Source organism: Listeria sp. ILCC796 (assembly GCF_900186175.1).
Taxonomy (GTDB): domain Bacteria; phylum Bacillota; class Bacilli; order Lactobacillales; family Listeriaceae; genus Listeria; species Listeria goaensis.
Window position 1 is genome coordinate 352,332 of sequence record NZ_FYBV01000001.1, and the last position, 21,231, is coordinate 373,562.

The window sequence follows — 21,231 nt, forward strand, 5'->3', positions numbered from 1 at the left end:
CTATGGTTATCCTAGTCGTTTTTTTTACTCTACATACTCAGGTTCATCATTTCTCACAACAAGCACGTCGCAAGGGGAGTGACGAATAATGTACTCAGAAACACTACCAATAAGTAAACGTTCAACCGCATTCAAACCGGTTGCACCACACATAATTAAATCAGCTTGGAATGCTTTTGCAGCTTCTTTAGTAATCGCTGTTTTCGGGGAGCCATATTCAATGTAAGTTTCTACGTTTGTTACGCCAGCTTTTAAAGCATCTTCTTTATAACCACTTAAAAGTTCATCCGCATATTCTGTCGCTTTATCTGCCATGCTCGTGTCATAATTCGCCACTGATGAAAAAGCACGTGTATCGATAACATGAACAAGTCCAAGGGAACCATCATTTCGTTTTGCCACTTGGATCGCTTTTTGGAATGCGCGCTCCGCTTCTTTTGATCCATCCACCGCTACTAGAATTCGTTTGTATTGTTGTAACATAAAATAACCTCCCAAGATAATTTTTTCTATACTTTATATTTTACCCCTTTTTGGAAAAAACAACCACAAAAATGGCGAAAATTTTTGAATAAGAAGAGGTAAGTTTATTCATCCTTTTGCATAGGAAAAGATTGTGATAAAAAGCGCATAAAGGCAGGGCATGACGTAATGAATAAATTTGTTAAAATTGAAGTTTTATTATTGCTCAATTTAGGAATATTGTGTTAGAATTTAAATGTAAGCGGTTAACTATAGGTATATTTCACTACAAAAGGAGAGGTTTTAAATGATTATAGGTGTACCGAAAGAAATAAAAAACAATGAAAACCGAGTTGCAATGACACCAGCTAGCGTACTTTCTTACGTCAATGCTGGACACCATGTTTTAGTCGAAAAAAATGCGGGTTTAGGTTCGAATTTTCATGATGCTGATTACGCGAGTGCAGGGGCGAAAATCGTAGACACAGCAAAAGAAGTTTGGGCTGCTGAAATGGTCGTAAAAGTAAAAGAACCGATTGCTTCTGAATATCAATATTTCCGTGAAGGCTTGCTTCTTTTCACATATTTACATTTAGCGAACGAACCAGAACTAACCGAAGCTTTAGTTAAAAATAAAGTAAACAGTGTGGCGTATGAAACCGTAGAACTCGATGACCGCTCGTTACCGCTTCTAAGTCCAATGAGTGAAGTGGCAGGACGAATGGCGACCCAAATTGGTGCGCAGTTTCTCCAAAAAATCCACGGTGGCATGGGCGTTTTACTTAGCGGTGTGCCCGGGGTTGAGCGGAGCAATGTCACCATTATTGGCGGAGGTATGGCAGGAACCAATGCTGCTAAAATTGCAATTGGTTTAGGTGCCAAAGTCACGATTTTAGATTTAAATTTGCATCGTCTTCGCGAATTAGATGACATTTTTGGCAATGATGTTACGACGTTAATGAGTAACGATTTCAACATTGAAGAGTCCGTGAAAAATTCCGATCTCGTCATCGGCGCCGTTTTAATTCCCGGAGCAAGAGCACCGAAACTCGTGAAAGAACATATGGTTAAACAAATGAAACCAGGCTCTGTTTTAGTAGATATCGCCATCGATCAAGGTGGCATCTTTGAAACGAGCGACCGCGTGACAACTCATGACAATCCAACCTATGAAAAATATGGTGTTGTTCATTACGCAGTAGCAAACATGCCAGGTGCCGTGCCGCGTACATCAACAATGGCACTTACAAACGCAACATTACAATATGGCTTAAAACTGGCGAACCAAGGTCTTATTCAAGCCGTGACGAACGATTTCCATCTCTATAAAGGTGTCAATACCTTTGAAGGAAACGTCACTTATCAAGCAGTAGCCCGCGATTTAGGCTATGATTATAAGGAGCTAAGCACACTCTTAAATAATACAACAGCGAAATAGGCAAACAAAAAACGAACTTTTCGTTCCTTGAAAAGTTCGTTTTTTGTTTCTTAATGAATCACTAATAATTCTTTCGGGAACTCCGTTAAAATTTCATATCCCTCTTTTGTCACCACAATATCATCTTCAATCCGAACGCCTGCAACACCCGGAACATAAATACCTGGCTCGATTGTAAAGACCATATTTTCCGCAAGCGGCATATCATTTGTTTCCGTAATAGAAGGGAATTCATGAACGCTAGCACCCAAACCGTGTCCAAGCCGGTGCGGGAAATAATCGCCGTATCCAGCGTCACGAATCGTGTTTCGAGCCGTCAAATCGAGCTCTTTAGCCGGCGCACCAGCGCGAACTTTCGCAATCGCTTTTTGCTGCGCATCTAAAACCGTATCGTAGATGTTCTTTTGCTCCGCGGAAATCTCACCAAACGCAACTGTGCGCGTAATATCCGAACAATAACCTTTATGAACAACCCCTAAATCAAATAGGACTAAATCGCCTTTTTTGATTTTTGTGTCACCCGGTGTTCCATGTGGAAGTGCGCCATTCTTGCCGGTCAAAACCATCGTATCAAAACTCATTTTAGAAACGCCTTTTTTCTTCATTTCGTATTCGATTTTGGCCACAATCTCGGCTTCTGTTTTCCCCTCAGCAATTTCATCAATGCCAACTTGAACGGCATAATCAGCAAGGAGTGCGGCTTCTTTTAAAATTTTAAGTTCGTCTGGTGTTTTGACAAGGCGAATCATTTGGATTTTATGCTCAATTGGCGCAAAAGAAGTGGAGCTGAATTTGCCTGAAAGTTGCTCAAAACGGTCCAAAGTAATGTGGTTTTTCTCAAGCGCAATCTTGGTCGGATTTTTAACCCGAGCTTGAATTTGTTCGGCAATGATTTTAAAAGGATCTTCGGTGTCGCTGTAGCCGTAAACATCGTGTTTCCAGCCACTCGTCTTCGCATCTTCGACTTCAAGACCGGGCGTGAATAGAAACGGCGGATGGTCTGCAAAAACAATTAATCCGAGTACGCGTTCGTGTGGATCGCTGTGATAGCCTGTGAAGTACGCAATGTTTTCTGGCTCGGTAATAAAGGCAGCCGAGGCATTTTGCTCTTTTAACCAATTTTCTAAAACATCAATATTTTTCTCCATTTTTTTTACCTTCTTTCCGAAGCGAGTTCCTCTTCATCATAGCACGATTTTTAGCTTTTCGCACGCTTTCAGTTGCTTTTCTATTCTAATAAATATAAAATTAGAGTGGTACAGATAAAGCTATGTATATCAGTGGTTCGTTTTATTTTTTCTGTAGCTTTGTCATCTATACTATAGCAGTTTATAACACAAAAAATGCGAAGGGAAGTTTTGAATGTGAAAATTTCATTTCACGGGCAGTCATGTATCAAAATGACAACGGGCGAACGGACAATACTCATTGATCCTTTTATTTCAGGCAATCCAGCATGTGATTTAGTTGTAGCGGAACAAAAACCAGATTATATCGCGGTAACTCACGGACATGATGATCATGTTGGGGACACAGTGGAAATCGCCAAACAATCAGGCGCAACGATAATTTGTAACGCAGAACTCGCTGCTTTTTTCAGTTTACAAGGCGTCCAAAATATTGCACCCATGCACATTGGGGGAAAAAGGGAGTTTGACTTTGGAACGGTTAAATTGACACAAGCCTTCCATGGTTCTTCTACCGTTGTAGACGGCCAAATTGTCAACTTAGGTTTGCCAAATGGATTTGTTTTTACTTTGGAAGGAAAATCTGTTTACCATGCTGGCGATACGGGCCTTTTCTCCGATATGAAACTAATTGGCGAACGAAATTCGCTTGAATTAGCCTTTTTGCCAATTGGTGATAATTTTACGATGGGACCAGATGATGCCAAAATTGCGGCTGACTTTTTACAGGCGAAAACAGTTATTCCAATACATTACAATACATTTCCACTTATCGAACAAAATGCCGAAGCGTTTGTAAATTCACTATCTGCGAATATTACTGGAAAAGTGATGGAAATAGGAGACGAAATCGAAGTTTAAAGAAATAGGTGAAAAAATTGGCTACTAAACATGAACAAATATTAAAATACATTGAAAATCTTGCTGTTGGCGAAAAAATTTCGGTGCGAAAAATCGCAAAAAATCTATCTGTTAGTGAGGGTACCGCTTATCGGGCCATTAAAGACGCAGAAATTATCGGTTTCGTGTCAACGATAAAAAGAGTTGGAACACTCCGAATTGAACGGAAGCAAAAAGATAGTATTGAAAAATTAACATTTGCTGAAATAGTCAATATGATTGATGGTCAAGTGCTCGGTGGACGGGAAGGCTTATATAAATCACTGAATAAATTCGTCATTGGTGCGATGACGGTTGAAGCGATGGAACGCTATACCGACGCTGGAAATTTAGTCATTGTCGGAAATCGCGAACGTGCACATGAACTGGCACTACATAGAGGCGCTGCCGTTTTGATTACAGGTGGTTTTGATACAAACGATGAAGTGAAACGTTTAGCAGATGAAAAAGAATTACCGATTCTTTCAACTTCTTACGATACGTTTACAGTCGCAACGATGATTAACCGCGCCATTTATGACCAATTAATCAAAAAAGAAGTCGTTCTCGTGGAAGATATTTCAACACCGCTTGAAGACATTGCTTATTTAGACACATCTGGAAAAGTTGCTGATTGGCATAAATTGCAAGAAAAAACAGGGCACAGTCGCTTTCCAGTTGTCAATAAAGCGAATCGTCTTGTTGGCATGGTTACAAATAAAGATGTGATTGATAAAAATCAAGCTATCTCAATTGAACGCGTCATGACAAAGAACCCGCTGACGGTTGGATCAAAAATGAGCGTAGCCTCTGTGGCGCATATGATGGTATGGGAAAGCATTGAAGTTATCCCTGTTGTAAAAGATGATTTAACTTTACTTGGCATTGTTAGTCGCCAAGACATTTTAAAATCGATGCAAATGATTCAAAAACAACCTCAAATTGGTGAAACAATTGATGATACCATTGCAAAACAACTTGATGAAAAAGAAACGGACGATCAAGAACATACGTATGAATTTAAAGTGACACCGCAAATGACCAACTCACTTGGAACGTTGTCATACGGTGTGTTCACGCAGCTCGTTTGCGATGTCGTGCAACAAAAATTATTTACGATGAAAAAAAGAAATGTCGCTATCGAAAACGTCACGATGTACTTTTTAAAACCGGTTCAAATGGATGCGACTCTTTCCATTAAGCCGCGTGTTCTTGAAATGGGACGAAAAGCGGGGAAACTTGACGTTGAATTATACTTAGAAGGTATTTTAACCGGAAAAGCCATTGTCGCTTGCCAAATGATGGAGCGCTAACTTAAAAGAGGTGTAGAAATGAAAAAGAAAATTTTAGATGAAATCAAAGCGTATGAAACCATTATTTTACATCGACATGTACGCCCCGATCCAGATGCCTACGGTTCACAAATGGGACTAGCGGAAATCATTCGCGCTACTTTTCCAAAAAAGAAGGTTTTTGCAGTTGGTACTCCTGAACCGACGCTATCTTTTTTAGGCGAACTGGACGAGATTCCAGACGAAGTATACGCGAGTGCACTTGTTATCGTTTGCGATACAGCCAATACCGAACGGATTGATGATGCGCGTTATTCAAGCGGCGCGAAATTAATCAAAATAGACCACCATCCAAACGACGACGCTTACGGCGACTTACTATGGGTTGATACGAGCGCTTCTTCGTGCAGCGAAATGATCACTTCTTTTTACGAAAACTTCTCGGAAGAGCTTGTTTTGAATGAAACTGCGGCAAGACTCCTTTTTGCTGGCATAGTTGGCGATACGGGCAGATTTTTATATCAAAGTACAACAGAAGAGACTTTGCGCCTAGCCGCAAAACTTGTCACCTTTCCGTTTGATCGATTCATGCTATTTCAAAACCTTTATCAGCGACCGCTTAAAACCGTGAAACTATCCGGCTATATCTTCGAAAATCTCAACATGCATCAAAACGGGGCCGCAACCATTTATATTTCCAAAGAAATTTTGAAGAAATTTGATGTTTCCGCAAAAGAAGCTTCTGATTTAGTCAGTTCTATTGAAAACATTGAAGGTTTAAAGGCGTGGATAATGTTCGTTGAGGATGGTGAAGAAATTCGCGCTCGCCTCCGTTCAAAAGGACCAATTATTAACGGGCTTGCCAAAGAATATCGGGGCGGCGGACATCCACTTGCATCTGGTGCAACTGTTTATACGCAAGAGGAAGTTTCGGAAATGGAACAAAAACTTGATCAAATTTGTGAACGCGCATGACCAAAAGGGGCTGTCAAATTGACACCCCCTTTTTTTACGAACATACTTTCTTTTTTTGCATGCAAAAGCTATAATAAAAGGAGAACAACTCGAAAGGAGCGAGGATAGTGGGATTTGTTCATTTACAAGTGGCGAGCGCCTATCATTTGCTGTCGAGCACAGCGCGAATTTCAGAACTCGTCCAAACGGCGAAAGATTACCATTATTCTGCGTTAGCAATTACAGATAAAAATGCACTTTACGGAGCGATTGAATTTTATACGACCTGCAAAAAAGAAGGGATTAAGCCGATAATTGGGATGACCATTGATATTGAAGGTGTCATAAATCCCGGAAACACATACGAACTTGTTTTACTTGCCGAAACGACAGAAGGCTATTACAACCTTTTAAAAATAGCTAGTGCAATTAAAACGCGAGAAGAAGGCGAGGAGATGCCACTAAAATGGCTGCGCTCTTATTGCGATGGGATTATTGCGCTTTCGCCCGGACGAACGGGTGAGATTGAACAGCTACTTTTAGACGGAAATCAAGTTGCCGCACTAGAAGTTGTTTCAGAATGGCAAAGTATATTTGGTGAGACTAATTTTTATTTGACGCTTCAGAAGCATCAGGCAAATATGGCACAGGCTGTTGCCGAATTTGCGCAGTCCAATGGGCTTTTCGTTGTCGCATCGAAAAATGTGCGTTACATGCGGCCAAAAGACATACAAGCGACCACGGTTTTGCAGGCTATTCGCGATAATCAAACGGTCGATTGGACATCACTCGAACTCGTTGGGCCAACTTATTTTGCAAGTCCTGATGAAATGGCACGCGACTACACGTCTAGTTTTGAGCAGGAGGCCTTAATGCGGGCTGGCGAAATAGCGGACCGGTGTAACGCAGAAGTCGCTATGCACCAACATCTTTTACCTCGCTTTCCTTTAGAAAAAGGGGAACTTGCGCCAGACGTTTTGCAAGAAGTGGCAAGAGCTGGGCTCGTCTCGCGCGGGCTTGACGGCCGTCCTGAATACGAGGAGCGGCTTTCCTACGAACTTGATGTCATTGTTCGAATGGGTTTTGCGGATTACTTTTTGATTGTGTGGGACGTGATGAAATATGCACGGGAACACGATATTTTAACGGGACCGGGGCGTGGCTCTGCTGCGGGTTCGCTCGTTTCGTATGCCTTGCAGATTACCGATGTCGATCCGATTTTGTACAATTTACTATTTGAGCGCTTTTTAAATCCTGAGCGGGTGACGATGCCCGATATTGACTTGGATTTCCCAGATAATAAACGCGATGACGTTATTTCTTATGTCGTTCACAAATACGGCGAGAAGCATGTTGCGCAAATCGGCACGTTTGGAACGCTTGCGGCGAAAGCGGCGATTCGTGATACGGCACGAACATTTGGTTTAAACACGGTACAACTCGCGGAGTGGGCGAAATTAATTCCGAATCAGCTTGGTATTACGCTTGCGAAAGCACGTGAGCTAAACGACCGCCTTGACCGACATATTGCGAGCACAAAAGAAAATGAAATGATATGGGACGTCGCTTGTCAGCTTGAAGGCTTGCCGCGCCATATTTCAACGCACGCAGCCGGCATCGTCATCTCGGACAAGCCGCTAGTGAGCCAAGTACCGCTACAGGCAGGCAGTAACGCTGCCCTTTTGACGCAATACCCGATGAATGATTTAGAAGCTATTGGTTTGCTTAAAATGGATTTTCTAGGTTTGCGTAACTTAAGTTTATTAGATCGCGTTTTGCGTTCAGTAAACTACAATCGCAAATTGTCTTTAACCATTCAAGACATTCCTTTAGACGATAAAAAAACGCTTGAATTGTTTAGACGCGGTGATACAACGGGTGTGTTCCAATTTGAATCAGACGGCATCAGGCGTGTGCTCCGCAATTTGCAGCCGACTTCCTTTGAAGACATTGTGGCGGTTGATGCGCTTTACCGTCCAGGACCAATGGAGCAAATCGACACGTTTATTGCGCGAAAACATGGCAAACAAGCCGCCCAATACCCACATCCCGATTTAAAGCCGATTTTAGAAGTCACGTATGGCGTTATCGTGTACCAAGAACAAATTATTCAAGTGGCGAATCAAATGGCAGGGTTCTCGCTTGGTGAGGCCGATTTACTTCGCCGTGCAGTCAGCAAGAAGAAAGCCGACGTTTTAAACGAGCAGCGCCAACATTTTGTGCTTGGATCCGTCAAAAAAGGCTATTTGGAATCGAGTGCAAATGAAGTTTACGATATGATTGTGCGCTTCGCCAATTACGGCTTTAACCGCAGTCATGCCGCAGCCTATTCCAAAATCGCGTTTCAGCTTGCCTACTTAAAGGCCCATTTCCCCGCAGAATTTATGTCCGCCTTACTTAGTTCGGTTTTCGGAAATGATGCGAAAATCAGCCAATATGTAACGGAAGTGAAAAAATACGGCATTTCGATGCTTCCGCCTAGTATCAACAAAAGTCATTATTATTTCCAAGTAGAAGGAGACGCCATTCGTTATAGTTTTCGCGTCATTCGAAAAGTGCCGAATAAATTTATTTTGGCTTTCATCGAAGAGCGTAAAATGAAGCCGTTCCAAGATTTCTTTGATTTTTGTGAGCGCATGCCAAGCAAAATGATGACGCGAATCATTTTAGAAGCGCTCATTTATGCGGGCTGTTTTGATGAGTTTGGTAAAGAGCGCGCAACGCTCATCGCGTCCATTGACGGGGCACTTCAATTTACGAATTTACTTGGAAATGATGAAAAAGGTATGAATTTATTTACGGAAGATGATGATTTCCTAAAATCCATCAAGCCTCGGTACCGCGAAGTGCCGCCTTTAACTGAGCAGGAAATGCTAGAGCTTGAGAAAGAATATACGGGGCAATATGTGTCCTCACACCCGATTTCACGCTATCAAGATAAAATGCAGAAACTAAACATGCCAGCTCTTCATGAACTAAAAAAAGGGCAGAAAGCTACAATTGGGGCCTATATTTTAAATCAAAAAATCATTCGTACGAAAAAAGGGGAAAACATGTGTTTCTTGACCATCAGTGATGATAGTAAAGAATTGAGTGCTGTGTTATTCCCCGAAGCATATCGGCAATTTGCGGCGCTCACTGAAAAAGGGAGTTTAGTTGCGTTGCAAGTTAAAATGGACGAGCGGAACGGGGAACTTCAGGCGGTTGTGCAACACGTGCAAACACTGGATTCTTTGGAGCTTCCAAAACGGTTGTTTTTAAAAGTGGAAGAGAAATCAGCACTTGAAAAAATACGTCAACTTGCAAAAGCGAATCCAGGGCCATCGGTTGTTGTCGTCCATCTTTCAGGAACGCGCGAAACGATGGCGCTCCCCGCGAAATTAAACGTAACCTTTTCAACCAAATTAGAAAAAGAATTAAAAGATTGGCTAGGAGAACAAAATGTTGTGTTCAAGTAAAATAATTTTTTCATTTCCTATACGATATAAAAATATGGTATAGTTTAGAGTGGAAAACGATGCTTGCAGTCTGCTAACGCATTTTAGTGGGCTGCTGTTTCTTTAAAAGAAATAATTTTCCTATCCGTAGCAGTTATTTTAAGCACTTATATATTTTTATTTTCGTTATGGATAATTTAAAAAGCATAGATAGGGGAGGTTTCATCTTTGTTAGGAGATTTATTTACGAAGCCAAAGAAGAAAAAATATGCGGCCATTCCTACTGAAGGAGCGAAACGCGATGTTCCTGAAGGGATTATGACCAAATGTCCAAAATGCAAAAAAATTATGTACACCAAAGAGCTCGAGAAAAATTTGATGGTGTGTAGTCATTGTGGTTTTCATCATCCTATCGGAGCCAGAAAAAGAATTGAAATGTTGGTAGATGAGAATTCTTTTCGTGAACTGAATCCAGAACTAACAGCAGCAAATCCTCTTGGGTTTGAAAATTACATGGAAAAAATCGAGAAAGATAAAGAAACAACCGATTTAAATGAAGCCATTTTAACGGGGCATGCAGAAATTGATGGGCAGCCGCTTGTTGTTGCTGTCATGGATTCACGTTTCCGTATGGCGAGTATGGGATCTGTTGTTGGGGAGAAGATTTTGTTAGCGGTAGAAGAAGCGGACCGCACAGGAGAGCCTTTTGTCATCTTTACGGCATCAGGTGGTGCGCGCATGCAAGAAGGAATGCTTTCCCTTATGCAAATGGCGAAAACATCGGCGGCGTTCAAACGATTCAGCAATCATAAAGGGCTCATTATTACGGTGATGACGCATCCGACGACAGGCGGCGTTTCGGCAAGTTTTGCCTCACTAGGCGATTTTAACTTTGCGGAACCAGGTGCGCTAATCGGTTTTGCCGGTAGACGAGTCATTGAACAGACAGTGCGCGAAGAACTTCCAGAAGATTTTCAAACCGCAGAATTTTTATTAAAACATGGGCAACTTGATGCGGTCATTTCAAGACTGGAACTAAGAGAGAAACTGCGTTTTCTGCTAGAGTTTCACCAAAAACCAGGTGAGGAGGCGACCGAATCAAATGGCGAATGAAATGGATTTTGAACAGCCAGTACTCGAACTGCGAACAAAAATTGCTGACTTAAAAGAGTACAATGAAAAGTCAGATGTGGACCTTACAAAGGAAATTGAAAAACTTGAACATCGTTTAGCGAAACTTGAAGATGATATTTATAGCAACATGTCTGCGTGGGATAAGTTTCAAGTAGCGAGACATCCTGAGCGTCCGACAACGCTTGATTATATCAATCTTTTGTTTGAAGATTTTATGGAGCTGCACGGTGATCGTTATTTTGGCGATGATCCAGCGATTGTTGGTGGCGTGGCTAAATACCGCGGCATTCCGGTCACGGTCATTGGACATCAGCGCGGGAAAGATACGAAAGATAATTTATATCGTAATTTCGGTATGCCTCACCCAGAAGGTTTTAGAAAATCCCTGCGTCTTATGAAGCAAGCTAATAAGTTTGGGCGGCCGATTATTTGTTTTATTGATACGAAAGGGGCATATCCTGGACGCGCTGCTGAGGAACGCGGACAAAGTGAAGCTATTGCGCGCAATCTTTATGAAATGAGCGATTTAGAAGTTCCCGTTATTTCCATTGTAATTGGTGAAGGTGGCAGCGGAGGGGCGCTTGCGCTTGGTTTAGGTAACCAAATTTTCATGTTAGAAAATGCGGTTTTTTCCGTTATTTCACCAGAAGGCGCTGCTGCGATTTTATGGAAAGATGCGAGCATGGCGAAAAAAGCGGCAGAATCGATGCGCATTACGGCAGAAGATTTATTTGACTTAGGCATTACAGATGGTATCATTCCAGAAGTTCTAGGCGGTGCGCATCAAAATGTTAAGGAACAGGCGAAACGGATTGATGAAACGCTAGCCAAATCAATTCGCACATTAACATCCTTTACGAAAGAACAATTAATAGAACAACGCTATACAAAATTTAAAAAAATTGGCGTATATGCCGATATGTAAAATTGGGCGTGGTATGTTTTGTTGCAAAACGTATCATGCTTCTTTTTATGTTGTGAGCTTTTTAGCAAGCTTGTTTTTGTATAGACCAATTAACTTGGAATCGCGAAACTAATTGTTTGCGCATACTTAACCAATATTTTTCAAACAGGAAAAGATTTGTAAAAAGTCTGTATTCATACTTTTCATTTTATGTATTTTCATGTAAAATAAGAGCGTGTAATGGAAAAATATCATTTTCTGAGGTGGTAGTAAAAGATGAAACGTATTGCAATTTTAACAAGTGGCGGGGACGCGCCAGGTATGAATGCTGCAGCCCGTGCTGTTGTTCGTAAGGCTATTTATGCAGGGTTAGAAGTTTACGGAATTAATTATGGTTTCCTTGGTTTAGTGAACGGTAATATTCATAAACTTGAACTTGGCTCTGTTGGCGATAAAGTACAACGTGGTGGTACCTTCTTGTATTCAGCTCGCTATCCGGAGTTCGCTACAGAAGAAGGTCAGTTGAAAGGAATCGAACAACTGAAAAAACATCAAATTGATGGTCTTGTTGTAATTGGTGGAGATGGTTCCTATCACGGGGCTGAAGCGCTCACAAAACGCGGCTTCCCAACCATTGGAATTCCTGGAACGATTGATAACGATATTTCTGGAACTGATTTTACGATTGGGTTTGATACTGCGCTTAATACGGTATTGGATGCGCTCGATAAAATTCGCGACACAGCGACAAGTCATGAACGTACTTTCATTATTGAAGTTATGGGCCGTGATGCTGGTGATATCGCACTTTGGTCTGGTCTTGCAGGCGGAGCAGAAGCTATTATCGTACCAGAAGAAGAATTTAAAATGGACGAAATTGTTGCTCGCTTAAATAAAGGGCGTGAACGCGGTAAAAAACATAGTATTATTGTTGTTGCTGAAGGCGTAATGTCTGGTAATGAATTTGCGAACCGCCTTGCTGAATACGGCGATTATCACGCACGTGTAACAGTTCTTGGACACGTACAACGTGGTGGTAGCCCAACAGCCTTTGACCGTGTTTTAGCAAGCCGTTTAGGGTCACGTGCGGTTGATTTATTGATTGAAAATCGCGGTGGTCTGGCAGTCGGAATCCGTGAAAATAAAATCGTGGAAAACGACATTACAGAAATTTTAAAAGAAAAACATAAATTGGATGATGACATGTTTAAACTGGCATCGATTCTTTCGATTTAATTGAAATTCGGTCACCGGGACGAACTTTGGTGGCCTTTTTTCGCGAAGATTTATGAAAATAATTCATGAAAATGTGGAGATTGTCAAGTTGCACAAAAAAGTATGAGGAATGATAGCAACTTGCATAAAAGTTCACAAACAGCTTGTGTCCTATGGCTGTTACTGGTAAAATGAGTAAGATGTGTTTATAATGAAAAGTATGAATGGTAGTTTCTAGGAGGAATAGGAAAATGAAAAAAACGAAAATTGTTTGTACAATCGGACCTGCTAGTGAATCAGTAGAAACACTAGTAAAATTAATCGAATCAGGAATGAACGTTGCACGTTTGAATTTCTCACACGGTGATTACGAGGAGCACGGCGCACGTATTCAAAATATCCGTGAAGCAGCGAAAAAAACTGGGAAACCAGTTGCTTTGTTACTTGACACAAAAGGTCCAGAAATCCGTACGAATGACATGGTCGGTGGAAAACTTGAATTTACAACAGGAGACGTTGTTCGTATCTCCATGACTCCAGTTGAAGGTACAAAAGAAAAATTCTCTGTTACTTACGGTGAACTTTTTGACGATGTTGAAATTGGTTCTAGCATTCTTTTAGATGATGGTCTAATCGGCTTAGAAGTTACAGAAAAAGACGCAAGCAACCGCGAATTAGTTACAAAAGTTTTAAACGCAGGTGTTTTAAAAAATAAAAAAGGTGTTAACGTTCCTAACGTTTCTATTAACTTACCTGGAATTACCGAAAAAGATGCGAATGACATCCGTTTTGGTTTAGAACAAGGTATTGATTTTATTGCGGCTTCATTTGTTCGTCGTGCTTCTGACGTGTTAGAAATTACTAAAATCTTAGAAGATAACGATGCAACTCACGTTCAAATTATTCCTAAAATCGAAAACCAAGAAGGTGTCGACAATATCGATGAAATCCTTCAAGTTTCTCAAGGTTTAATGGTTGCACGTGGTGACCTTGGTGTTGAAATTCCGGCTGAGGAAGTTCCAATTGTACAAAAAGAATTAATCCGTAAATGTAATAAATTAGGAAAACCAGTTGTAACAGCTACTCAAATGCTTGATTCTATGCAACGTAACCCGCGCCCAACACGTGCGGAAGCGTCAGACGTAGCGAATGCTATCTTTGATGGTACTGATGCCATCATGCTTTCAGGTGAAACAGCTGCTGGGGATTATCCAGTTGAATCCGTTCAAATGATGGCAAAAATCGCACTTCGCACTGAAGAAGCACTTATCGCGCAAGACAAATTTGCGCTTAAAATGCATGCTAATACGGATATGACTGAAGCAATTGGTCAAGCAGTAGGACACACTGCTCGTAATTTAGATGTTCAAACAATTGTTGCTGCGACACAAAGTGGTCATACCGCACGCATGATTTCGAAATACCGTCCAAAATCTCATATTTTAGCGGTCACATTTAACGAACATGTTTGTCGTGCATTGGCACTTTCATGGGGCGTATATGCGCGTCTAGCAGAACCAGTTCAAAATACAGATGATATGTTTGATCTTGCTGTTAAAGAATCCATTGCTTCTGGATTAGCACAACAAGGCGATTTAATCATCATCACAGCTGGTGTACCAGTAACTGAAAGTGGTACAACAAACTTGATGAAGATCCAACTAATCGGTGAAAAAGTCGTAAAAGGCCACGGAATCGGACGTAGTTCTGTAAGTGGAAAAGCGATTGTAGCGAAAACAAATGAAGAAGCGCTAGCTAAAGCTGAAGAAGGCGGAATTCTAGTTGTGAAGACAACAGATAAAGACATGATGGCAGCATTTGAGAAGAGTGCCGCAGTTATCGTCGAAGAAGGTGGCTTAACTAGCCATGCTGCTGTTGTAGGAATTAATTTAGGCATTCCAGTCGTTGTGGGTGCAAAAGATGCGACATCTTTAATCAACGACGGTGAAACTGTTACAGTTGACGCACGCCAAGGCAGCGTATATAACGGTAAAACAGCAACACACTAAAATGAAATAATCTAAAAATAACTAACAAAAGGCTAAGACGCTAAGAGTGTCTTAGCCTTTTGTTTTTTTATCAAAGCAAAATGCGTTATAATAAAAATATGATTATCATTGGAGTTGATAGCTTGAAAAATGTATTTTTATATTGGATTTTATACGGCTTTGTTGAACTTCTTATTTATGTGTGGCTGTTTAAGGCAATTGGTTTTTGGCCGCTTGTTTTTGTTCAAATTGCTTCAACGACACTTGGCGTTTATATGTTTAAAAAAGTAGGGCGGAATATTTTTAGAAATATTCGTGATGGTCGAACGGTGGCGCCGTATTTGCTAGATACAATTTGTTTCTTTATTTCTGCGCTATTATTGACCATTCCGGGTATTTTAACAACGATTCTTGGTTTGCTGCTTTTCATTCCTTTTATACGGAACCTCATAAAACCAAGGCTCGCGAAATGGTTTACGACTAAAAAACATAAAACAGACTACTATTTTGATATGTAAAAAGTGCGGGCTGTGAAAAGCTCGCTTCTTTTTGAAAAAACTTTAATAGCATTTTCTTATGTTGTTTTCAAAATAAGATAGGTTTGTTTTATACTATTTCTCCATTTTATGCTATAATATTTTCTATCTTGTGTGTTTTCAAGGTAGCAAGAAGGGTGTCAAAAATGTTTACAGAAAGCATGCTATTTTTACTCTTATTTTTATTACTAGGGATTATCGCCAAAAACAACTCATTAATTATTGGCGTGGCGGTTGTCATTTTACTAAAACTTTTTGCGGGAAATACAAAGATTATGGAAGTGGTTCAAGCAAAAGGGATCAATTGGGGGGTTACCATTATTACGATTGCCATCTTGATTCCGATTGCGACAGGACAAATTGGCTTTAAAGACCTGATTGAATCGTTTAAGTCACCAGCTGGTTGGATTGGCTTATCGGCGGGTATCTTAGTATCCATTTTATCTAGAAAAGGTGTTAGTTATATGGCTGCGGATCCGCAAATTACGGTTTCGCTCGTTTTTGGGACGATATTAGCTGTTGTGTTATTTCGAGGCATTGCAGCTGGCCCTGTTATTGCGGCAGGGATTGCCTACATGGCCATGCAACTGGTTACTTTCTTTACAAAATAAGAAGCGTGAAGGAGGATTTCTATGACAGTTTCAAAAGGATTAGAAAATGTTTACGTAGCAGAAACGTCTATTAGTTCGATTATAGACGATACATTAAAATATGTGGGCTACTCGATTGATGATTTAGTCGAAAATAATGTGAGCTTTGAGGAAGTTGTTTACTTGCTCTGGCATCTTAGACTTCCGAATAAGGAAGAGTTGATTAAGTTTAAAGATGAAATTAATGAGCATATGGCTATATCTGACACGATTATTACGAGTTTACGCATGCAAAATCATCAAAAATTACACCCGATGAGTGTGCTCCGGACAACGGTTTCAATGCTGGGTGTGTTTGATACAGAATCGGAGCTTGATGACGGTGAGTCCATTTATAAAAAAGGGTTGCGTTTACAGGCGAAAATGCCGACAATTGTTGCTGCTTTTGCGCGCATTCGTAGAGGACTTGATCCAATTTCACCAAAGCCTGGGCTCAGTGTTGCAGCTAATTTCCTGTATATGATGACAGGGGAAGAAGCTGATCCTCTATCTGTTGAGGCGATGAATAAGGCGCTTGTACTACACGCTGACCATGAATTTAACGCTTCAACTTTCACAGCGCGTGTTTGCGTCGCGACCTTATCAGATGTATACTCCGGGGTTACTGCAGCGATTGGTGCTCTAAAAGGACCTCTCCACGGGGGAGCAAATGAACGAGTTTTTGATATGCTTGTAGAAATTGATAGTGCTTCTAGTAATGTGCGCGACTATATTCAATATAAAATCGACCAAAAACAAAAAATTATGGGCTTCGGGCACCGTGTTTACCGCGGCGGCGACCCACGTGCGAAACATTTAAAAGAAATGTCTGAGCGTCTTACAAAAGAAAAAAACGAGGAAAAATGGTTTGAACTGTCTAGCCAGGTAGAAGAAGCTGTTTGGGAATTAAAGCATTTGCGTCCAAACGTTGACTTTTATTCGGCGTCGGTCTATCATGCGCTTGGAATTGATGCAGATTTATTTACGCTTGTCTTCTCGGTAAGTCGAGTCTCAGGCTGGCTGGCACATATTTTTGAACAATATCGTGATAATCGCTTAATTCGCCCGCGTGCGATTTACGTAGGGCCAGAAGCGCGCGTTTATCAACCAATTGAAAAGAGAGTTTAAGGAGGAAAATGGAATGGCTGAAAAAATCACTGTACAAAATGGCGTTTTAAATACACCAAATGAACCGATTATCCCTTTTATTGAAGGAGACGGGACTGGACCAGATATTTGGCGTGCTGCACGTCGTGTCCTCGATGCTGCTGTCAAAGAAGCTTATGCAGGAACTCGTAAAATCGAATGGAAAGAAGTGCTTGCTGGTGAAAAAGCATTCGATCAAACAGGCGAATGGCTGCCACAAGAAACGCTTGACACAATTCGTGAATACTTCATTGCGATTAAAGGCCCACTTACAACACCAATTGGTGGCGGAATTCGTTCGTTAAACGTTGCACTTCGTCAAGAATTAGACTTATACGTTTGCCTTCGTCCAGTTCGTTATTTTAACGGTGTACCTTCGCCTGTTAAACGACCGGAGGACACTGATATGGTCATTTTCCGAGAAAATACGGAAGACATTTATGCAGGCATTGAGTTTAAAGAAGGTAGTGCAGAAGCTGAAAAACTCATTTCATTCTTAAAAACTGAATTTGGCGTTGATAAAATTCGTTTTCCTGAAACGTCTGGAATTGGCGTCAAACCAGTTTCTAAAGAAGGGACTGAGCGCCTTGTTCGTGCGGCTATTGAATATGCGATTAGTGAAAAACGCGAGTCGGTGACACTTGTCCATAAAGGAAACATTATGAAATTTACCGAAGGGGCGTTTAAAAACTGGGGTTATGAGCTTGCTGAACGCGAGTTTAAGGATCAAGTGTTTACGTGGAATCAATACGACCGCATCAAGGAAGAGCACGGCGCGGCGGAAGCTGATAAAAAACAAAAAGAAGCGCTTCAGACAGGAAAAATTTTAATTAAAGATTCGATTGCGGATATTTTCTTGCAGCAAATTTTAACGCGTCCAGCTGAATTTGATGTTGTGGCGACAATGAACTTGAATGGTGATTACATTTCTGATGCGCTAGCTGCCCAAGTTGGTGGGATTGGAATTGCTCCTGGTGCGAATATTAATTACGACACAGGACATGCCATCTTTGAAGCAACACACGGGACGGCACCGAAATATGCTGGTTTAGATAAAGTAAATCCATCTTCTGTTATTCTTTCAGGGACACTTCTTTTAGAGCATATTGGCTGGGGAGAAGCGGCTAAGAAAATTACTGATTCCATGGAAAAAACCATTGCTAGCAAAACGGTCACATACGATTTCGCTCGTCTAATGGATGGCGCGACCGAAGTTAAATGTTCGGAATTTGCGGATGAATTAATTGGAAATCTATAAAAATGTACAGTTTTACTGGGCTGTATTTGTGAAATGATAAAAAAACGTTCGGAAAAGTTGGAGATAATCTCCAGCTTTTTCTTTTAGCCAATATATATGGTAAAATGGTCATAAGTGAGAACTTGAATAGAAGGAGGTTTTCCTGTGAGTAAATTAGTATTAATCGACGGGAATAGTATTGCAAATCGCGCATTTTATGCGTTGCCATTATTAACAAATGACAAAGGAATTTATACGAATGCGGTGTATGGTTTTGCAATGATGTTAAACAATGTCATCGATAATGAAAAGCCTGACCATGTGTTAGTTGCTTTTGATGCAGGAAAAACAACTTTTCGGCATAAAACGTTTAAAGAATATAAAGGTGGACGACAAAAAACGCCAAGTGAACTTTCGGAACAATTTCCGTTTATTCGTGAGCTTTTAGATGCTTATGACATTCCACGTTATGAGCTAAAAGATTATGAAGCCGATGATATTATTGGCACGCTTGCAAAAAAAGCAGAAAGCGAAAATATGGAAACGGTTATCATTACAGGTGACCGGGATTTAACACAGCTTGCAAGCGAAAAAGTAACGGTTTATATTACTAAAAAAGGCATTACAGATATGGAAAAAAATACGCCGGAGACTTTGCAGGAAAAATATGGTCTTACACCGGAGCAAATTATTGACATGAAAGGTTTAATGGGGGATTCTTCGGATAATATTCCAGGGATTCCGGGCGTTGGGGAAAAAACGGCGCTTAAATTGCTGCATGAATTTGGTGGGACAGTCGAAGGCGTTTTAGCGCGCGCTGATGAAATTTCTGGCAAAAAGCTGAAAGAAAAAGTGCTAGACAATAAAGAGATGGCGATTTTAAGTAAGGAACTGGCGACAATTAATACGGATTCGCCGATTGAAACGTCGCTTGCTGATACGAAATACGCTGGATTCCAGGCGGACAAAGTAGTTCCATTTTTAAAGGAGATGGATTTTAAATCCATTTTGAAAAATTTTGATGATGAAGCAACCGAGAAACAGCCGCTTGCTGAAATTGAATTTGAAACGATAACTGAGTTTACGAGCGCGCATTATGCGGATAAGACGGCCCTTTACATTGAATTAGAAAATGAAAATTATCATACGGCTAGTTTTGTTGGTTTTGCCGTTCATTCGTCAAAAGGGACATTTTTCTTTAATGAAAAGACTGCTCAAGCGAGTGAAGCGTTTAAAAACTGGCTTTCCTCAGAAAAAAGTCAAAAGATTGTGTACGACGCGAAAAAAACAAAGGTGGCGGCGAGTCGCCTTGGAATTCTCTCGGAAGGGCTGACTTTCGATATTATGCTTGCTTCGTATTTGCTCAATCCGTCAGACAACATTGATGATTTTGCGAGCGTTGTGGTGCGCCATGATTATGATAATGTGCAAACGGACGAGGCGATTTACGGTAAAGGGGCTAAGCGCGCTATTCCGGAAGAAGAAATTGTTGCAAAACATTTAGCTTATAAGGCGGTTGCTACATTTGAGCTTGAAAAGCCGCTCATTCGTGAACTTGAAAACAATGAACAATTAGCGCTTATGACTGACCTAGAACTGCCGCTTTCAATTGTTTTGGCAGACATGGAAATGCAGGGCGTTCGTGTGGATTCGAAGCGGTTGCTGGAAATGAAGGCGGAGCTTTCCGAACGAATTGCGACGCTTGAAAAATCGATTCATTCGCTCGCTGGTTATGAATTTAATATTAATTCACCGAAACAACTTGGTGTCGTTTTATTTGAAAAGCTGAATTTGCCTGTTATTAAGAAAACTAAAACGGGTTATTCAACCGCTGCTGATGTTTTGGAAGCTTTATCTGGCAGTCATGCGATTATCGATGAAATTTTAGTGTATCGCCAGCTTGGAAAAATTCAGTCAACTTATATTGAAGGCTTGCTAAAAGTGATCGACAAGGAAACGCAAAAGGTGCACACGCGTTTCAATCAGACTTTAGCTCAAACGGGTCGTTTAAGCTCGGTGGATCCGAATCTTCAAAATATCCCAATTCGTCTGGAGGAAGGGCGGAAAATTCGACAGGCGTTTGTGCCGAGTGTCGCGGGTTGGAAGATTTTTTCGGCCGATTATTCGCAGGTGGAACTTCGTGTATTGGCACATATTTCGGGTGATGAGAACTTAATTTATGCCTTCCAGCATGACTACGATATTCATACGAAAACGGCGATGGACGTTTTTCATGTGAGTGAGGGCGAAGTGGATTCGCTCATGCGTCGGCAAGCGAAGGCGGTTAATTTTGGGATTGTTTACGGGATTAGCGATTATGGTTTGTCACAAAATCTTGGGATTACGCGAAAAGAAGCGAAGGATTTTATTGACCGCTATTTTGCGAGCTATCCTGATGTGCAAGAATACATGCATTCTATCGTACGTTTTGCAAAAGAAAAAGGATACGTGGAAACGATTTTACATCGCAGACGCTACATTCCTGAAATTACGAGTCGAAACTTCAATGTTCGTAGTTTTGCTGAACGGACGGCGATGAATACGCCTATTCAAGGTAGTGCTGCTGATATTATTAAAAAAGCGATGATTTTGATGCAAGATCGTTTAGAGAAAGAGAAATTAGAAGCGCGCTTACTACTTCAAGTGCATGATGAACTGATTTTTGAAGCTCCTGAACATGAAATTGAGATTTTAGAAAAAATCGTTCCGGATGTTATGGAAAATGCAGCTCTGTTAAACGTTCCGCTAAAAGTGGATACGGCATTTGGAAACACTTGGTATGACGCGAAGTAA

At 40.9% G+C, this 21,231-nt stretch carries 16 protein-coding genes; 14 read left to right on the top strand and 2 right to left on the bottom strand.

From position 1 onward, the window contains the following. Window positions 1–24: 24 nt before the first annotated feature. On the bottom strand, window positions 25–483 hold the full coding sequence (locus tag CFS04_RS01705) for a universal stress protein (protein ID WP_088808872.1): 459 nt from the start codon (window positions 481–483) through the stop codon (window positions 25–27). Window positions 484–769: 286 nt separating this feature from the next. Between CFS04_RS01705 and ald the strand changes: the two genes are divergently transcribed. After that, window positions 770–1,900, top strand: a complete 1,131-nt coding sequence (ald, locus tag CFS04_RS01710) for an alanine dehydrogenase (protein WP_088808873.1) — start codon at window positions 770–772, stop codon at window positions 1,898–1,900. A gap of 50 nt (window positions 1,901–1,950) precedes the next feature. On the opposite strand, the gene CFS04_RS01715 is transcribed toward ald, so the two are convergent. Next, entirely contained in the window at window positions 1,951–3,048 is a 1,098-nt protein-coding gene (locus CFS04_RS01715) for a Xaa-Pro peptidase family protein (protein ID WP_088808874.1), read from the bottom strand. A gap of 216 nt (window positions 3,049–3,264) precedes the next feature. Here CFS04_RS01715 and CFS04_RS01720 point away from each other — a divergent pair, with 216 nt between their 5' ends. The 13 genes from CFS04_RS01720 to polA all read left to right on the top strand — a co-directional run bounded on the left by CFS04_RS01720 (window position 3,265) and on the right by polA (window position 21,231). Further along, the gene (locus CFS04_RS01720) at window positions 3,265–3,948 is read left to right on the top strand and encodes a metal-dependent hydrolase (protein WP_088808875.1); all 684 of its coding nucleotides are present in this window, start codon (window positions 3,265–3,267) and stop codon (window positions 3,946–3,948) included. 17 nt (window positions 3,949–3,965) lie between these two features. Next, window positions 3,966–5,279 (top strand): CBS-HotDog domain-containing transcription factor YtoI, encoded by a 1,314-nt coding sequence (ytoI, locus tag CFS04_RS01725; protein ID WP_088809075.1) that lies wholly within the window; start codon window positions 3,966–3,968, stop codon window positions 5,277–5,279. An 18-nt stretch (window positions 5,280–5,297) separates the two neighbouring features. Continuing rightward, on the top strand, window positions 5,298–6,233 hold the full coding sequence (locus CFS04_RS01730) for a bifunctional oligoribonuclease/PAP phosphatase NrnA (RefSeq protein ID WP_088808876.1): 936 nt from the start codon (window positions 5,298–5,300) through the stop codon (window positions 6,231–6,233). A 107-nt stretch (window positions 6,234–6,340) separates the two neighbouring features. Next, window positions 6,341–9,670: a DNA polymerase III subunit alpha gene (dnaE, locus tag CFS04_RS01735; RefSeq protein ID WP_088808877.1), complete on the top strand. Its 3,330-nt coding sequence runs from the start codon at window positions 6,341–6,343 to the stop codon at window positions 9,668–9,670. Between the two features lie 207 nt (window positions 9,671–9,877). Further along, entirely contained in the window at window positions 9,878–10,762 is an 885-nt protein-coding gene (gene accD / locus CFS04_RS01740) for an acetyl-CoA carboxylase, carboxyltransferase subunit beta (RefSeq protein WP_088808878.1), read from the top strand. After that, entirely contained in the window at window positions 10,752–11,708 is a 957-nt protein-coding gene (gene accA, locus CFS04_RS01745; protein WP_088808879.1) for an acetyl-CoA carboxylase carboxyl transferase subunit alpha, read from the top strand. The genes accD and accA overlap by 11 nt, the downstream gene beginning before the upstream one ends. A gap of 255 nt (window positions 11,709–11,963) precedes the next feature. Continuing rightward, window positions 11,964–12,923 carry a 6-phosphofructokinase gene (gene pfkA / locus CFS04_RS01750; protein WP_088808880.1) on the top strand — a complete coding sequence of 320 codons (960 nt, stop codon included), beginning with the start codon at window positions 11,964–11,966 and terminating at the stop codon, window positions 12,921–12,923. A 230-nt stretch (window positions 12,924–13,153) separates the two neighbouring features. Continuing rightward, the gene (pyk, locus tag CFS04_RS01755; protein WP_088808881.1) at window positions 13,154–14,911 is read left to right on the top strand and encodes a pyruvate kinase; all 1,758 of its coding nucleotides are present in this window, start codon (window positions 13,154–13,156) and stop codon (window positions 14,909–14,911) included. A gap of 122 nt (window positions 14,912–15,033) precedes the next feature. Beyond that, a complete protein-coding gene (locus tag CFS04_RS01760; RefSeq protein ID WP_088809076.1) occupies window positions 15,034–15,408 on the top strand; it encodes an FxsA family protein in 375 nt (124 codons plus the stop codon). Window positions 15,409–15,572: 164 nt separating this feature from the next. After that, window positions 15,573–16,037, top strand: a complete 465-nt coding sequence (locus CFS04_RS01765; protein WP_088808882.1) for a DUF441 domain-containing protein — start codon at window positions 15,573–15,575, stop codon at window positions 16,035–16,037. 21 nt (window positions 16,038–16,058) lie between these two features. Further along, a complete protein-coding gene (gene citZ / locus CFS04_RS01770; RefSeq protein WP_088808883.1) occupies window positions 16,059–17,183 on the top strand; it encodes a citrate synthase in 1,125 nt (374 codons plus the stop codon). Between the two features lie 13 nt (window positions 17,184–17,196). Further along, window positions 17,197–18,459, top strand: coding sequence for an NADP-dependent isocitrate dehydrogenase (gene icd, locus CFS04_RS01775; protein WP_088808884.1), 1,263 nt, complete (start codon window positions 17,197–17,199; stop codon window positions 18,457–18,459). Window positions 18,460–18,603: 144 nt separating this feature from the next. Further along, on the top strand, window positions 18,604–21,231 hold the full coding sequence (polA, locus tag CFS04_RS01780) for a DNA polymerase I (RefSeq protein WP_088808885.1): 2,628 nt from the start codon (window positions 18,604–18,606) through the stop codon (window positions 21,229–21,231).

Excerpts from the sequence above, each read along its gene's own strand:
- CFS04_RS01705 (WP_088808872.1), bottom strand. The coding sequence starts at position 483 with ATGTTACAACAATACAAACGAATTCTAGTAGCGGTGGATGGATCAAAA.
- ald (WP_088808873.1), top strand. The coding sequence starts at position 770 with ATGATTATAGGTGTACCGAAAGAAATAAAAAACAATGAAAACCGAGTT.
- CFS04_RS01715 (WP_088808874.1), bottom strand. The coding sequence starts at position 3,048 with ATGGAGAAAAATATTGATGTTTTAGAAAATTGGTTAAAAGAGCAAAAT.
- CFS04_RS01730 (WP_088808876.1), top strand. The coding sequence starts at position 5,298 with ATGAAAAAGAAAATTTTAGATGAAATCAAAGCGTATGAAACCATTATT.
- accA (WP_088808879.1), top strand. The coding sequence starts at position 10,752 with ATGGCGAATGAAATGGATTTTGAACAGCCAGTACTCGAACTGCGAACA.
- pfkA (WP_088808880.1), top strand. The coding sequence starts at position 11,964 with ATGAAACGTATTGCAATTTTAACAAGTGGCGGGGACGCGCCAGGTATG.
- pyk (WP_088808881.1), top strand. The coding sequence starts at position 13,154 with ATGAAAAAAACGAAAATTGTTTGTACAATCGGACCTGCTAGTGAATCA.
- CFS04_RS01765 (WP_088808882.1), top strand. The coding sequence starts at position 15,573 with ATGTTTACAGAAAGCATGCTATTTTTACTCTTATTTTTATTACTAGGG.
- citZ (WP_088808883.1), top strand. The coding sequence starts at position 16,059 with ATGACAGTTTCAAAAGGATTAGAAAATGTTTACGTAGCAGAAACGTCT.
- icd (WP_088808884.1), top strand. The coding sequence starts at position 17,197 with ATGGCTGAAAAAATCACTGTACAAAATGGCGTTTTAAATACACCAAAT.